This window comes from Spirillospora sp. CA-294931 (assembly GCF_050946795.1).
GTDB lineage: Bacteria > Actinomycetota > Actinomycetes > Streptosporangiales > Streptosporangiaceae > Spirillospora.
In genome coordinates, this window is the sequence record NZ_CP192006.1 from 8019974 (window position 1) to 8034309 (window position 14336).

Here is a 14336-nt window from a genome sequence, read left to right on the forward strand (position 1 = left end):
CCGGCGGAGGTCCCCAGTTGACATTCCGCCGGGTGAAATTCGATCTTCGTTAACTCGGGGCTCAGCGCGATATTACCCGGAGACAACAATTGATCAGGTGCTAACGCTGTGAGGTTCCTCGATCACCGCGGGTTCCGCCGCGGGCTCTTCGGGTGCCTTGCGCCGGTTCGGGATGAACGTCAGGACGGCGGCGAGGCAGGACAGCGGCACCGCCGGGGCGAGGTAGCGGTAGTCGAAGTCGGCCGTGGCGGCCGGGATGACGAGCATGGCCGAGGCGGTCGACCAGGGCAGCAGGATCGAGCCGCCCCAGCGGCTTCTGGGCCGGAGGCGGATGAGGATCCCGACGAGGCCGACGGCCAGGAGCGCGGCCAGTGCGGGGCCCGCGGTGTGGAAGCGCTCCTGGTAGTCGCGAATCCAGGAGGCGTGGGGCTCGATCACCCGTGGACGCGCGGTGTCGCCCCCGTATTGGGACGCCAGCAGCCACTGTTCGTCCGACCACTGTTCGCCTCGGGGGAAGCGCAGGTTCTCTTCGGTCCAGGGGGTCGGGTAGGGCTCGCGTCCGGTGTCGAAGGCGCGCCGGGTGTCGCGGACGACGACGTCGAGGTAGTCGCCGAACTGCCGCTCGACGGCCAGGTCGCTGAACCGGCCCGCCATCTCGTTGCCCTGGTGGCCGTAGATGCCGCCGGGGATCTGGTTGAACGGGGAGTCGGACGTCCACATCGACCGGAACGTCGGCGATATTCGCGGGTCGCCGTCCGGCTTCGGGCACATGACCGCCAGGTCGGGCGGGGGCTTGATCTTGGCGCAGTCGGCGAAGGCCATGACGCGCCCGTACATCCAGACGTTGCTTCCCTTGGTCACCGCGAAGCTGCCGTGGTGGTCGTCGAACCAGTTCATGTAGGCCAGGAACGGGACGGCGAAGGTGACCCCGGCCAGCGCGACGGCGCCGAGGGTGCGGCGCCACCCCGACCAGCGCAGCAGCATCGCCAGGACGACGAGGATCAGCAGCGGCAGCCCGGCCAGGCGGGTCAGCGCCGCGAACGCCGTGAGCGTCCCGGCCAGCGGGCCCGTCCACCAGGTGAGGCGCGGGTTCCACAGGACGACCGTGACCACCGCGACGACCAGGAACGTGAACAGGCTGTCGGCGAGCATCATGTGCTCGGACTGGATCAGGTTGCCGTCGTAAAGGACGGGGACCGCCGCCGCCGTCGCCGGAAGGCCGGGCAGCCAGATCCATCGGGGCCAGGCGGCGCGGGCGTGGCGCCAGACCAGGGCGTACACCATGGTTCCGGCGGCCACGCCCAGCGCGGCCTGGGCTCCGACAACGATGCCGACGTCGTGGAACGGCTTGAGCGTCCAGAGGAAGATCCCATAGCCGCTGGGACGTCCGATATGCGGGCGGAACTTGACGGCCGAGTCGAGATAGCCGTAGGAGTCGCCGGCCCACAGCAGCGCCGGATAGCCCCGCGCGGCGATGACCCGGACCGCGACCGCCCCCAGCAGCACCGCCGCGAAGAGCAGGTGCGCCGAGACGTGCCGGGCCGCCCCTTGGACGAACGACCGGACCTTGGGGCTCACACGTCGAGCTTACCGAGATCGTCGGGGCCCGCCGCGCGCTACGCGCCGGTAGAGATCGGCACCCCCGCGATCATCTCGGTCCACTGGTCGCAGACCGACTCCAGCGCGTAGGCCGCGCGGACCTGGTCGCGCGCCAGGAGCCGCTCCTGTTCCCAGCGCCCCTCGCGGACGATCGAGCCGATCGACCGGGCGATGGCCGACGGGTCGGCGTGGATCCACCGCCGGTCGTAGATGGTGTCGGAGCCCGGCCAGTCGAGCAGCACCGGGACCGCTCCGGCGGCCATGCCCTCGGCGGGGGCGAGGTGGAAGCTCTCGTCGTCGCTGGTCGACAGGACGAACCCGATGCGGCGCAGCCAGCCCGCGACGTCCCGGCCGTAGGCGTCGAAGATCACGCCGCCCGCGAGCAGGGGCGACCGGCGGATCCGCCGGAAGACCTCCTCGTAGTGGGCGCGCTCCTCCTCGCGCTGCCAGATCCACCAGTACTCCCACGGCAGCTTGGTCTTGACGAAGAGCGTGAAGCGGGGGTCGTCGCGGCGCAGCTCCTCCAGCGCGTCCAGCGCCAGGTCGAGCCGCTTGCGGGACGGCGCGATGCCGATCATCCCGAGATGGTGCTCGGCACCGGGCAGCTTGGGCCGGTCGAGGCCCTGGTCGTCGACCCAGTTGGGGATCACGGTGACCTTGTCGGCGGGCCAGCCGGTCATCTCGCGGGTGAGGTCGGCGTAGTGCGGGCTGACACAGATCACCTGGTCGACGGCGTCGATGTCGAGATGCCTGGGCCAGCGCGCGTACAGCTCGAAGCGGTGCAGCCGGACGACGAGCCGCTGCCCCTCGCGCTTGTGGCCGGCATACCAGAGGGCGTTGGGGCCGCACCATTCACAGACGACGACGTCGGCCCAGTCGACCAGTTCCTGGCTGCGCTCGGGGTCGTGGACCTTGAGCGCGGCCCAGTGGTCGACGCGGACCTCCATGTCCGGACGGGACTTGAGGTAGTCCAGCAGCCGGGTGAAGAACTTCAGGTCGTGCCCGGCCACGCCGACGCGGAGCTTGCGCCCCTCGCGGACGGAAAGGACGGCCTGGTTCTCCTCGGGGAACGCCTGGCGCAGGTAGCGGCCCAGGCGCTCGGCCGCCGCGTCCAGGCTGAACTCGGCCGCCGCGGCGCGGCAGCGCTCGACGGCCAGGTTGTAGACCTCGGGGTTCTTGCCGATGAGGGTCAGCGCGTCGACGACATCGGACTCGGTCGCGGCGAACAGCGGGTAGTCGGTGCCGAACAGCCGCTCGTGCATCGGGTTGCGGTTGAGCACGACCGGGACGCCGAGCGCGCCGCACTCCAGGAGCTTGGTCGACAGTTCGAGGCTGGCGTCCATGTCGGGGTGGCGCCAGGAGATGCCGACGTCGCAGGCGGCGGTGAGCCGCATGGCCTCGGCGCGCGGGTGGCCGCCGTGCCAGACGACGCCCTGCCCGCCCTCCAGCGCGGTGCGCATCCGGGTCGAGAACCCGGGGTCCTGCGGGTCGTCGTGGATCTTGTCGCCGACCATGTGCATCTCGGCGTCGACGCCGCGCACCGCGAGCAGCCTCGGCAGCGAGGTCATCTCGTAGGTGTTCCAGCGCGGAGCGAACTTGCCCGTGTAGACGAGCTTGAGCGCGCGGCCTTCGGGGGCGCCGCCCTCGCGTCCGTCCAGGCCCTCGGGCAGGACGACCACGGGCGAGAACAGCACGCTCTTGCCCGCCGTCGCCGGGACGGCGCTCTCCAGGAAGCAGCGCAGCTCCTCGGTCTGGCAGAGCAGAATCCGGGACGCGTCGGCGATCCGGCGCAGCTCGCCCTTGGCCGAGCCGCTGAACTCGCCCGCCGACTGGGGGACGTCGGTCAGGTACGTCCAGAGACGTCCGGCCAGGGGGCTGCCGGTGAGCTTGCCCGCCAGGCGCCGGCCGCGCACGACCACCAGGTCGAACGGCTCCTCGGAGTCGATCCTGGACAGGACGTGGGCGGCCTGCTTGGCGGGCATGCCCTGGTCGCCCTCGATCAGGCCCTCGGCGTGCGGGCTCCGGATGGTCACTTCGGGCAGGGCGCGCAACGGGTCGACCAGGCGGCCGGTGCGCACCGGCGCCTTGAGGACGAGCGTCACCGCGCAGCCGGCGCGTGCCAGCGCCTGCACCATCCCCTGGGCCCAGATGGCCGAGCCGTCGATCAGGTTGAGATCGACGTCGCCGTACACGAGGGCGCGAAGTCGCACAGGAATTTCCTTTCTTCCGTCGAATGCCGGCGGGCCGTCGCGGGCCCGCCGGCGTTCAACGCGTCGCTGCGGGGGTGAGGGCTGCGGTGAGCTGAGCGGGGGTGGTCGCTCGGACGTCCCAGTCGAGGATGGCCAGGGTGGGCGGCGGGGTGTCGCCCCACAGCACCAGGGGGAGGCTGCGGTTGCGGGCCAGCTCGCGGATGTCGTGCAGGGCGCGGTCCCGGTCGTACATGCCGGGGACGCCCAGGTAGGCCCAGGGCCCGCCGGGCTCGCCGGCCGCGCAGTCGACGACCAGCAGGTCGACGTCGGCGGTGTCCAGCACGATCGAGGCGTCGTGCGGGTGCAGCGGGACGACCTTGACGTGCCCGGCCAGTGCGGCCTTGGCCTCCCGGCCGAGCAGCCCGGCGACGACCGGGCCCTCGTAGGGGTCGGCGATCAGCAGCCGGTCCTCGGGGCGGTCGATGTGGTCGAGCTGGGTCTTCTCGCTCGGCTGGATCGACGGGCCCAGGCCCGGGACGTGCCGCTTCTTCCAGAGCTTGTACAGCTCCTTGGGCAGCCGGACGCCGCGCCCCTTGGGGTTGCGGGCGGCGCCGGCGACCAGCCGGCCGAACTGCAGGGCCGAGGAGGTCTCCAGGGCGATGAGCCGCTGTTCCAGCTCCTGGACGCGGGCCTCGCGCTCGCGCAAGGTCGCGCGCAGTCGCGCGACCTGCCGGTTGGCCTTGGCTGCGGATGGGTCAGTCAACGAGGAACTCCATGATCACTTCGGCGATGCGGGGACCGGCCTGGCCGTCCCACAGCGGCGGCTTGCGCGCCGACTCCCCGACCTGGGACTCCAGGGCCTTGCGGGCGGCGGGGACGAGCTCTTCGAACGTGACGAGCCGGTTGGTCCCGTGCGTGATGGTGATGGGCCGCTCGGTGTTGGGCCGGACGGTCAGGCACGGTACACCGAGGATCGTGGTCTCCTCCTGGAGACCGCCGGAGTCGGTGACGACGGCGGCGGCGCCGCGCACGGCGGCGATGAAGTCGATGTAGCCCAGGGGCTCCAGCACGTGGACGCCCTCGTGGTCGTCCAGTCCGGCGGCCATCAGGTTGGCGCGGCCGCGGGGGTGCACGGGGATGACCAGCGGGGCCAGGTCGGCGACGCCGTGCAGGTGCCCGACCAGGGCGGCGGCGGTCTCCGGGGAGTCGACGTTGGCCGGACGGTGCATCGTGGCCAGCACGTACCGGTCGGGCAGGCCGTTCTCGGCGCGGACCCGGTCGGTGTCGAACTTGTCGAGGTTGGCCAGCAGCGTGTCGATCATCGGGTTGCCGACCAGGTGGGCCTTGTCGACGTCGACGCCCTCGTTGGCCAGGTGGCCGACGCCCTCGGGGCTGGTGACGAACGCCAGGTCGGACAGCTGGTCGACCAGCCGGCGGTTGATCTCCTCCGGCATGGTGTTGTCGAAGCTGCGCAGCCCGGCCTCCACATGGGCGACCGGGATGTGCAGCTTGGCCGCGACCAGTGCGGCGGCGATCGTCGAGTTCACGTCGCCGTACACGATGACGAGCGCGGGTGAACGGCTGGTGAACTCCTCTTCCAACCCGACCAGGAGCGACGCGGTCTGCGCGGCGTGGCTGCCGGACCCGACACCGAGGTTGACGTCGGGCTCGGGGAGGCCGAGCTCGGTGAAGAAGATCTCCGACATGCGCTCGTCATAGTGCTGGCCGGTGTGGATCACCACCTGCTCGGCCCCGGCCGCGCGCAGCGCGTCGATCACGGGGGCCGCCTTGACGAAGTTCGGCCGTGCTCCTAGAACGTGCACGATAGGCGCCAACACAATTTCCCTTCTGTTCATCGGGGTTGCCTACGCTCGCCCGCCGTGCTTAAAAGAACCGTCTACCTGCTGGGACTGGTCTGGCGGCAGCTGCGTGACGACCCGAGCCGGGCGCCCCGGCTCGCCGTCCGGCTGACCGCACGCCTGCTGCCCTCGGCCCGGCTGCGGCGCTCGCGCCTGGCCGTGCCCCGTCCCCGCGACCCGCGGCGCGAGTCCGCCGATCTGAAGGCCATGCTCGACCTTCCGTCGTCCCCTCGGGAGACGACGGTGGCCCAGAGTGATCCGCCGCGTGTTCTGCAGTTCGTCACGAACGCTCTGCCGCGCACCAACGCCGGCTACACCGTCCGGACGCACCGCATCGCGCTCGCCCAGCGGGAGCTGGGCTACGCCACCGAGGTCGTGACCCGCCTCGGCTACCCGCTCAGCCAGGGGATCGGCGATACGCGCACCCGGGTCGAGGTCGACGGGGTTCCGTACCACCGGCTGCTGCCCTGGCTGCCGCCCGCGCCCGGCCGGATGGTCGGCAGGAGCGCCGACCTGGCCGCACGGGTGGTCGCCGAGACCCGCCCGACCGTACTGCACGCGGTGAGCAACCATCTGAACGCGGCCGTCGCGCTGGAGGTCGGGCGCAGGCACGGCATCCCGGTCGTCTACGAGGTGCGCGGGTTCCTGGAGGACTCGTGGCTGTCGCGCGACCCCGCGCACAGCGAGGACGACGACTTCTACCGCCTCACCCGCGCCCTGGAGACCCGCCGGATGGACGAGTCCGACGCGGTGGTGACGCTCGGCGCGGCGATGCGCGAGGAGATCGCGGGACGCGGAATCGACCCGTCCAAAATCTTCATCGTCCCCAACGGGGTGGACGAGGCGTTCCTCGAACCGCTGCCCGACGCCGCCGAACTCCGGGCCGAGCTCGGCATCGGCGCCGACGACCCCGTCGTGGGGCTGACCTCGTCGTTCTACGGCTACGAGGGCATCGACACCCTGATCGACGCGGCCGCGCTGCTGAAGGGGCGCGGCACCCCGCTGACGCTGCTGCTGGTGGGCGACGGACCCGAACGCGGGGCGCTGGAACGGCGCGCGGCCGACCACGGCGTCCATGCCGTGTTCACCGGCAGGGTGCCGATGGCGTCCGTTCGTCAGTATCACGCGGCCCTCGATGTTTTCGCGGTCCCCCGAAGGGCGGACCGGGTGTGCCAGCTCGTCACGCCCCTGAAGCCGATCGAGGCGATGGCAGGGGGGATCCCAGTAATAGCAAGTGATGTCAATGCCTTGCGCGAAATCGTGGAACCTGGCGTGACCGGCACGTTAACTCTTCCGGAAGACGCGGAAGCCTGGGCGAATTCGCTCGACGAGCTCATTTACAGTCCCGAACGACGCCGAAAAATCGGACAGGCCGGGCAGGAATGGGTCAGGGCGGAACGGACATGGCGAGCCGTCACGACCCGGTACCGCGCGGCCTTCTCACCTGAATGAACTCTTGAAGGGAGCCACCGGGGTGGATCTGGTGGTCATCGGGCTCGGCTACGTCGGGCTGCCGCTGGTGCGGGAAGCCTGCCGCGCAGGGCTGAAGGTCGGAGGGCTCGACCGCGACGCGCGCGTCGTGGCCGGGCTCAAGGCGGGGCTGTCGCACATCGACGACGTCTCGCCCGCCGAGGTCGAGGCGATGCTCGGGGCGGGTTTCACCCCCAGCACCGACGAGGACATCCTCGACGAGGCCCGGACCGTGGTGATCTGCGTGCCCACCCCGCTGTCGGAGGAGGGCGGGCCGGACCTCACCGCGGTCAGGGGCGCCTCGGAGACGGTGGCCCGGCACCTGGCGCCCGGTGCCCTGGTGGTGCTGGAGTCGACCACCTACCCGGGGACGACCGACGAGGTCGTCCGGCCGATCCTGGAGAAGTCGGGGCTGGCCGCCGGGGACGAGTTCCACCTGGCGTTCTCGCCCGAGCGCATCGACCCGGGCAACCCGGTCTACGGGGTGCACAACACCCCCAAGATCGTCGGCGGCCTCACCCCCGCGTGCGCCTCGGCGGCCTCGGCCTTCTACGGCAAGTTCGTCGAGGAGGTCGTGCAGGCGCGCGGCACCCGCGAGGCCGAGATGGCCAAGCTGCTGGAGAACACCTACAGGCACGTGAACATCGCCCTGGTCAACGAGATGGCGGTGTTCTGCAACGAGCTCGGCATCGACCTGTGGGACGCCATCGACTGCGCGGCCACCAAGCCGTTCGGCTTCCAGGCGTTCCGGCCCGGCCCCGGCGTCGGCGGGCACTGCATCCCGATCGACCCGAACTACCTGTCGTACAAGGTCAGGTCGCTGGGCTACCCGTTCCGCTTCGTGGAGCTGGCCCAGGAGATCAACGACCGGATGCCGCGGTACGTGGTCGAGCGGGCCCAGCAGCTGCTCAACCGCGAGGGCCGCGCGCTCAAGGGAGCCAAGATCCTGCTGCTCGGCGTCACCTACAAGGCCGACATCGCCGACCAGCGCGAGTCGCCGGCCCGTCCGGTGGCCAGGCGGCTGGCGCGGCTGGGCGCCGACCTGACCTTCCACGACCCGTTCGTGTCCGACTGGCAGGTCGACGGCAACGATGTCCCCCGCGCGCAGGGCGAGCTGACCGCCGAGCTGGCGGCGGCCGATCTGGTGATCGTCCTGACGAACCACGCCGAGTACGAGCCGGCCGTGCTCGCCGAGAACGCCAGGCTCCTGTTCGACACGCGCGGGCTCACCCGCGACATCCAGCGCGAGACCGTCGAACTGCTATGACAGCCGTTCCTTCCAGGGACGTCCACGTCGCCGACAGACGGAATTCACCTATAATTTTCCCAGCGGACACAGAATCCACTGTGGGAAATTATCGGCACCGATCCGGAGTGAGTGGAATGCGGGTCTGCGTCTGCACGATAGTGCACCACCCCGAGGACGCCCGGATTCTGCACCGGCAGATTCGCGCGCTTCTCGACGCGGGCCATGAGGTCACCTATATCGCTCCATTCCGGGCGACGAACGTGACCCCCTGGCGGGAAGTGAGCCCGGTGGACGTGCCGCGCGCGACCGGGCGGCGGCGGGTCAAGGCGCTGCGCGCCGCCCACCGCGCCCTGGTCGAGCACGCGGCCTACGCCGACGTCGTGCTCCTGCACGACCCCGAGCTCCTGGTGTCGCTGCCGCGCTCGGTCCGCAGGCGGACCGTGGTCTGGGACGTCCACGAGGACACCGCGGCGGCGCTCACCGCCAAGGGCTGGGTGCCCGGGCCGGTGGCGCCGCTGCTGCGGCCGGCCGTCCGGCACCTGGAGAACCGCACCGAGCGGCGGCACAAGCTGCTGCTCGCCGAGGACGGCTACCGCGACCGGTTCCGGGAGACCCACCCCGTGGTGCCCAACACCACGTACGTGTCCGACCTCCCGCCCGGCCCGCCGGACGACCGGCGCGCGGTCTACGTCGGCAACCTGTCCAGGGCCAGGGGCGCGCTCGACATGATCGAGATGGCCCGGCTGCTGGCGCCCGAGGGCGTCACGGTCGAGCTGATCGGCTCGGCCGACCCCGACGTCAGGCCCGCGCTGCGCGACGCCCAGCGCGAGGGGCTGCTGCGCTGGTACGGGTTCGTGCCCAACGACCGCGCGCTGCGCATCGCCGAGGGTGCGATGGCCGGGCTCGCGCTGCTGCACGACGAGCCGAACTACCGGCACTCGATGCCCACCAAGGTCGTGGAGTACATGGCCAGGGGCGTCCCGGTGATCACCACGCCGAACCCCCCGGCCGTCGACATCGTCAAGCCCACGGCCTGCGGGCTGATCGTGCCGTTCGCCGAACCCGAGGCGGCCGCCGAGGCCGTGCGGCAGCTGAAGAAGGACGTCGAGCTCCGCACGTCCATGGGCAAGCGCGGCTACGAGACCGCTCGCGCGCGCTTCCACTGGCCGACGCACGCGAAGAACTTCGTCACGCAGCTGGAGACCTGGGCCGGGCGCGCCCCGGTGGTCGGCGTCCCGGAGACCGTGACCGACTGAACCCGCCCGGTCGAGGGGCGGGCCTCAACCGCCGAGCCCGGTCGGCCCGGCCGATCGGGCCGTGAGGCGGGACGCGATCGTCCGGGCCAGGCGCGGCGCCGCGCTGGGCGGGTTCGAGGCGCTGACCACCACGATGTAGCGGTCGACACGCAGCGCGATGGTGCCCGGGGTCGGGCCGATCTCGTACGCCTCGTCGCCCCCGAGGTCGGTGCGGCGGCGCGCCTGCGACTGGGCGGCGCGCAGCGTCTCCAGCAGGCCCGAGGCGGACGCGCCCGCCGGGGCGACCCATTTGACGGTCACGGTGGGGCCGCGCGAGTCCCAGCGCGACGGCGAGGGCGAGTCGCGTCCGCGCTCGTCGGGGTCGGCGTCGCCCGTCTCGGGCGGTGCGAGGCCGACCGGCGGCTCGCGGGGCTCGTAGGTGCAGCTGACCGGTTTGGGCAACCGCACCTCGCCGACCTTGGCCATGCCCGCGCGGACCCTGCTGCCGGACAGGCGCGCCGACGCCAGGTCGCCCCTGGTCAGCAGCCCGCACGCGTCGGGCCACTCCCGCACCGCCACCCCGTCGAGCTCGGCGGGACCGGGCCCGTCGGACGCCCCGCGCAGCGCGAACAGGTGCCCCGCGCCCGCGGGCCTCGGCGCCGCCTCGGGGATCGCGACGTAGAGCAGGCCGCCGGCGGCGGCCATCCACGGCCGGACGCCGCCGAGATCGGGGTCCACCGCGAACGGCGCGGGCACCGTCCGGGTCCTGCCGTCGCCCGGGTCGACCGCGTCGACCCCGGCGGGCAGCAGGCCCTCGGCGAGCCGGGGGCGCAGCGCGTAGACCTCGCCAGCGGCCTGGGTGAGCGCGGCGTACTCGGGGACGTCGCGCCGCCACAGGGCCCGCCCGGACGCCACCTCGACCGCGTCCATCCGGGCCGAGCCGAGCTCGGCCGGCTCCGGGTGCTGGACGACGATCAGCCGCCCGCCCGCGACCACCGCCGGGCACGGCGCGGCGCCGCAGACGTCCGGGCCCGGCCAGGAGGCGAACTTCTCGCCCTTCTCGTCGAGGGCGAGCAGCCCCGTGCCGTCCGAGACCAGCGTCACGCCGTCGTGGGCGGCGACCTCCGGCGCCTCGGCCGAGCCGAGCGCGCGGCTCCACACGACGCGGCCGCCCGCGGGCTCGACGGCGAGCAGCCGGCTGGCGCCGGCGCAGTCGAGAGGGAGCACGGACCGGGTCTCCACCCCGCCCGACCCGTGGGCCGCGCCCTCGAACAGGCGGCAGCCGGGGGGAAGGCTCCGCGACCAGACCCGGGAGCCGTCGGCGGCCGACCGCCCGGCGACCGTCCGGCGGTCGTCCTCGGCCGTGAGCACGACGTCGGACCCGGCGGGCCAGCGCAGCGTGGTGCGGGACACGGCGGCGGGCTCGGCGCCGCCGCGCCGCCAGAGCATCGCGCCCGACAGCGCGTCGAACCCGACCATCTGGCGCTCGCCGCGATGCCCGGACCGCTCGAAGTACCCGATGAGCCGCGAGCGCGTCGACGTCCAGCCGAGCAGGTCCCAGCCGTTGCGGCGATAGCTCCAGCGGTCGGAGCCGGTGCGCGCGTCGCGCACCTCCAGGCCCCGCCCGGACGCCGTGACGAGCTGGCCGTGCGCGATGTCGTAGGCGACGCTGTCGTGCCCGGCGAGCGAGCCGCGCCCCACCGGCGCCGACCGCTGCCAGCTGACCGTGATCGGGCCTTCGGGCGGCCCCAGCGGCTCCTGGGGCGCGATGGGCTCGGAGGTGACGGTGTGCCGCACCTGCCACCACTCGGCCTGGGCGACATAGTGCGCGATCATGGCGCCGCAGACGACGGCGGCCATCGCCCCCGACACCGCCCCGACCACGAGCGTCCGCCGCCTTCGCCCCACGCCTCGCCCTTCTCATAGTGTTCGTCGTGCCCGTGCTTCCCGCGAACGCCTCCCACCATGCCGTGTGGCGGGCGCCCCGCGCGACACGGCCCGGCCAGAACGGAGCATCCCGTGGAGATCTACATTTCGTGGCGGACCTGGGACGCCGCGCGCGACGACCTCGCCCGGCTCGGGACGGTCGACGTCCCCGCCCTGGAGCGGGCCTGCGCCGCCGCCGAGCGCTGGCACGGCGACCAGCTGCGCCCGACCGGCGTCCCGTACGTCGAGCATCTCCTGGAGGCGCTGGAGGTCATGACCAGGGGCGCCGGGGTGACCGACCCGGCCGTGCTGGCCGCGACGCTCCTGCACGACGTGGCCGAGGACACCGGTGCCACCGTCGCCGACATCGAGGCGGAGTTCGGGCCCGAGGTCGCCGAGCTGGTCGACTGGGTGACCAAGCCGCCCACGGCCGGGCAGGGACGCCAGGCCAAGCGCGCCGCCAAGGCCGCGTACCTGAGGCGCCTGGGCGAGGCGCCGGCCGAGGCCGTCCTGGTGAAGCTGGCCGATCGGGTGAGCAACGTCCAGCGCCTCGACCAGATGCCGCTCGACTTCCAGCGCCGCTACTACGCCGAGACCACGACCTACATCCTCCCGCTCGCCGCCGGGGAGCCGTGGTTCGCCGCCTGGTACGCCGAGTGGAGCGAGCGGTTCGCCCACCTGCGCTGACAGTGGCCCAGGTCACCCGAACCATTCCTTTCGGGGTCCCGTCCGATACTTTGGCGCACCGGACGGCCGACCGGCTGGCACCCGACCCGAGGGCGCGCCCGACCGCGCAGCAGCTCCTGCTGGCGCTGGTCGGCGGCACGGAGGCGACGCCCGCCGCCGCGCCGACGGACATCCTGACGGTGGCCAACCACTCCATCCACGCTCACTGGAGCCCGGAGGACCTGCCGCTCTGGACGCCCCCGACCACCCCGCTGCCGCCGGTCACCGGACCGCCGCCGATCGACCCGAAGGTGCCGCGCCGGGCCGCCCGCGTCCTGGACCCGGCCCATCAGCGCCTCATCGGCGCGGCCGACGCGAACGAGGGCGCGATCATGATGTTCCGGGGCACGGCGGCGCCGGGGCCGAAGACCAAGGTGAAGCCCACGAGCGTCCCGACCAGCGGCTCGTTCTCCGGGGTGCTGCTCTACGACGTCCCGCCCAAGGCCGTCGAGCTGCATGTCGACGGCACCAGCAAGGGCGTCCACCTGCCGGTCTCGTGATTCCCCGCGTCGCGGCGGTGCGGCATGATCTGGGCATGGAACGCGAATGGGTGGCCGAGGAAAGCGTCGCCGTCAAGTCCTCGTCCGGCGCCGTGTACGCGGCGCTGGCCGACCCGCGCCGGATGCGCGAATGGAGCCCCGAGGTCTTCGCGGTCTGGGTCCGCGGCGGGCCGGTCCGCGAGGGCACCGCGTTCGTCGGGTTCAACCGCATCGGGTGGCGCGTCTGGTTCACCTCGTGCCGGGTGACCGCCGCCGTCCCCGGCCAGGCGTTCGCGTTCCGGGTCACCAGCTTCCGCGTCCCGGTCGCGCTGTGGGGCTACCGGATCGAGGACATCGGCGAGGGCGGCACCCGCCTCACCGAATACTGGGAGGACCTGCGCCGCGACACCCGCGGCGCGGGTCTGGTCTCCCTGCTCGGCAAGGTCTTCACCGGCGTGCCCGCCGAGGAGCGGGCCGAGCGCAACCGCGCGGGGATGCGGGCCACGCTCGACCGGATCAAGACCGCCCTCGAAGGCTAGTTCTCCAGGATCACGCCGCTGTAGGTGTGCGTGCCGCCCTCGCCCGACCGGTCGAGGTGACCGCCCACCAGCAGGCGGGACGTCCCGGGGACGCGGGCGAACGCGAACATCTCGGTCTGCCACTGCCCGGACTTCCAGGGCAGGGTGTAGCGCTTCCAATCGCCGCCCGTGTGCCGCCAGATGGACGTCGCCCACGGGTCGCCGAGCCAGACGCCGCCCGCCCCGTCGGACGTGGAGTCATGGAAACCGCTGGTCGTCACCGGTGCGGTGATCTCCGTCCAGGACGTCCCGTCGAAGCGGAAGCCCACCGCGCCCGTCGGCGCCCGGTGGTTGCGGCCGAACACCCGCACGTCGCCGGAGTTGACCGGCGCGACGCTCTGGACCTCGGTTTCCCCGCCCACGCTCGGGGCGGGCGGGCGATGGACCGTCCAGGACGAGCCGTTCCAGCGCAGCGCCACCGTGCCCTGCTCACCGGCCCCGGCCGCCCACACCTCGCCGTCCGTCCGGCGGGCGAGGTCGGCAACGGTGACGCCGGACGGCAGCGGGTGCTCGGTCCAGCGGGCGCCGTCGAAGTGGCGCAGGAAGGGGGTGCCCTCCGGCTCGGGAGCCTCGGGGTCGGGGTCCCGCGGCGGGACGGAGTGCTCGCCCGCGACCCAGACCCCGTCGCGGCCGGTGGCCTCGATGTCGCGGACCTCGAGGTCCGAGGGAAGCGGGTGGCGCCTCCAGGAACCGGCCGAGTACCGCAGCAGCTCGTTCGCACCGGTGAACCAGGTGTTGTCGTCGCGCGACGCGGTCACCTTGCCCAGGCGCGCCCCGCCGGACGGGAGCGCCACCTCGCGCCATCCGCCGCCGGTGTTGCGGAAGGCCCTGTCCCCCGGGCGCCCGACCGCCCACTGGTTGGCCGCGCTGCCCGCCGCCACCGAGGTGACGCGGTCGGTGGACCGGGTCTCGAACACCGTCGTCCAGGCGGGGTCGGCCGAGGCCGGAGCCGCCGCCAGCGTGAGCGCCAGGACGCAGACCGCCCCGGCCGTGCCCGCGGACTTCACAAGGCCCATCGATCGCTCC

The 14336-nt window shown here is 72.7% G+C and carries 12 protein-coding genes; 6 read left to right on the forward strand and 6 right to left on the reverse strand.

Annotated elements, in window-relative coordinates; all coding sequences use genetic code 11:
• Positions 1 to 93 precede the first annotated feature (93 nt).
• The 4 genes from ACQPY4_RS36180 to wecB all read right to left on the reverse strand — a co-directional run bounded on the left by ACQPY4_RS36180 (position 94) and on the right by wecB (position 5644).
• A complete protein-coding gene (locus ACQPY4_RS36180; protein WP_433328885.1) occupies positions 94 to 1578 on the reverse strand; it encodes a hypothetical protein in 1485 nt (494 codons plus the stop codon).
• A gap of 38 nt (positions 1579 to 1616) precedes the next feature.
• Positions 1617 to 3734 carry a glycosyltransferase gene (locus ACQPY4_RS36185; protein WP_433339150.1) on the reverse strand — a complete coding sequence of 706 codons (2118 nt, stop codon included), beginning with the start codon at positions 3732 to 3734 and terminating at the stop codon, positions 1617 to 1619.
• Between the two features lie 130 nt (positions 3735 to 3864).
• Positions 3865 to 4551, reverse strand: coding sequence for a hypothetical protein (locus tag ACQPY4_RS36190; protein ID WP_433328887.1), 687 nt, complete (start codon positions 4549 to 4551; stop codon positions 3865 to 3867).
• Positions 4544 to 5644 (reverse strand): non-hydrolyzing UDP-N-acetylglucosamine 2-epimerase, encoded by a 1101-nt coding sequence (gene wecB, locus ACQPY4_RS36195; RefSeq protein ID WP_433328889.1) that lies wholly within the window; start codon positions 5642 to 5644, stop codon positions 4544 to 4546. Before wecB ends, ACQPY4_RS36190 begins: the two co-directional genes overlap by 8 nt.
• Before the next feature lie 24 nt (positions 5645 to 5668).
• On the opposite strand from wecB, the gene ACQPY4_RS36200 reads away from it, so the two are divergent.
• From ACQPY4_RS36200 to ACQPY4_RS36210, 3 genes are all read left to right on the forward strand, one after another.
• Positions 5669 to 7099, forward strand: a complete 1431-nt coding sequence (locus tag ACQPY4_RS36200; RefSeq protein WP_433328891.1) for a glycosyltransferase family 4 protein — start codon at positions 5669 to 5671, stop codon at positions 7097 to 7099.
• Positions 7100 to 7121: 22 nt separating this feature from the next.
• Positions 7122 to 8384, forward strand: a complete 1263-nt coding sequence (locus tag ACQPY4_RS36205; RefSeq protein ID WP_433328893.1) for a nucleotide sugar dehydrogenase — start codon at positions 7122 to 7124, stop codon at positions 8382 to 8384.
• 116 nt (positions 8385 to 8500) lie between these two features.
• The gene (locus tag ACQPY4_RS36210; RefSeq protein WP_433339152.1) at positions 8501 to 9622 is read left to right on the forward strand and encodes a glycosyltransferase family 4 protein; all 1122 of its coding nucleotides are present in this window, start codon (positions 8501 to 8503) and stop codon (positions 9620 to 9622) included.
• A gap of 24 nt (positions 9623 to 9646) precedes the next feature.
• Here the strand turns inward: ACQPY4_RS36210 and ACQPY4_RS36215 are convergent, their stop codons facing one another.
• Complete coding sequence (locus ACQPY4_RS36215; protein ID WP_433328895.1) at positions 9647 to 11509, reverse strand: PQQ-binding-like beta-propeller repeat protein; 1863 nt, start codon at positions 11507 to 11509, stop codon at positions 9647 to 9649.
• A gap of 111 nt (positions 11510 to 11620) precedes the next feature.
• Here ACQPY4_RS36215 and ACQPY4_RS36220 point away from each other — a divergent pair, with 111 nt between their 5' ends.
• The 3 genes from ACQPY4_RS36220 to ACQPY4_RS36230 are packed head-to-tail and all read left to right on the forward strand — an operon-like array spanning position 11621 to position 13271.
• Complete coding sequence (locus ACQPY4_RS36220) at positions 11621 to 12214, forward strand: HD domain-containing protein (protein ID WP_433328897.1); 594 nt, start codon at positions 11621 to 11623, stop codon at positions 12212 to 12214.
• Positions 12215 to 12264: 50 nt separating this feature from the next.
• Entirely contained in the window at positions 12265 to 12753 is a 489-nt protein-coding gene (locus ACQPY4_RS36225; protein WP_433328899.1) for a hypothetical protein, read from the forward strand.
• Between the two features lie 35 nt (positions 12754 to 12788).
• On the forward strand, positions 12789 to 13271 hold the full coding sequence (locus ACQPY4_RS36230; RefSeq protein ID WP_433328901.1) for an SRPBCC family protein: 483 nt from the start codon (positions 12789 to 12791) through the stop codon (positions 13269 to 13271).
• On the opposite strand, the gene ACQPY4_RS36235 is transcribed toward ACQPY4_RS36230, so the two are convergent.
• Complete coding sequence (locus ACQPY4_RS36235; RefSeq protein WP_433328903.1) at positions 13268 to 14326, reverse strand: hypothetical protein; 1059 nt, start codon at positions 14324 to 14326, stop codon at positions 13268 to 13270. The two genes, ACQPY4_RS36230 and ACQPY4_RS36235, sit on opposite strands and share 4 nt — an antisense overlap.
• Positions 14327 to 14336: the final 10 nt, after the last annotated feature.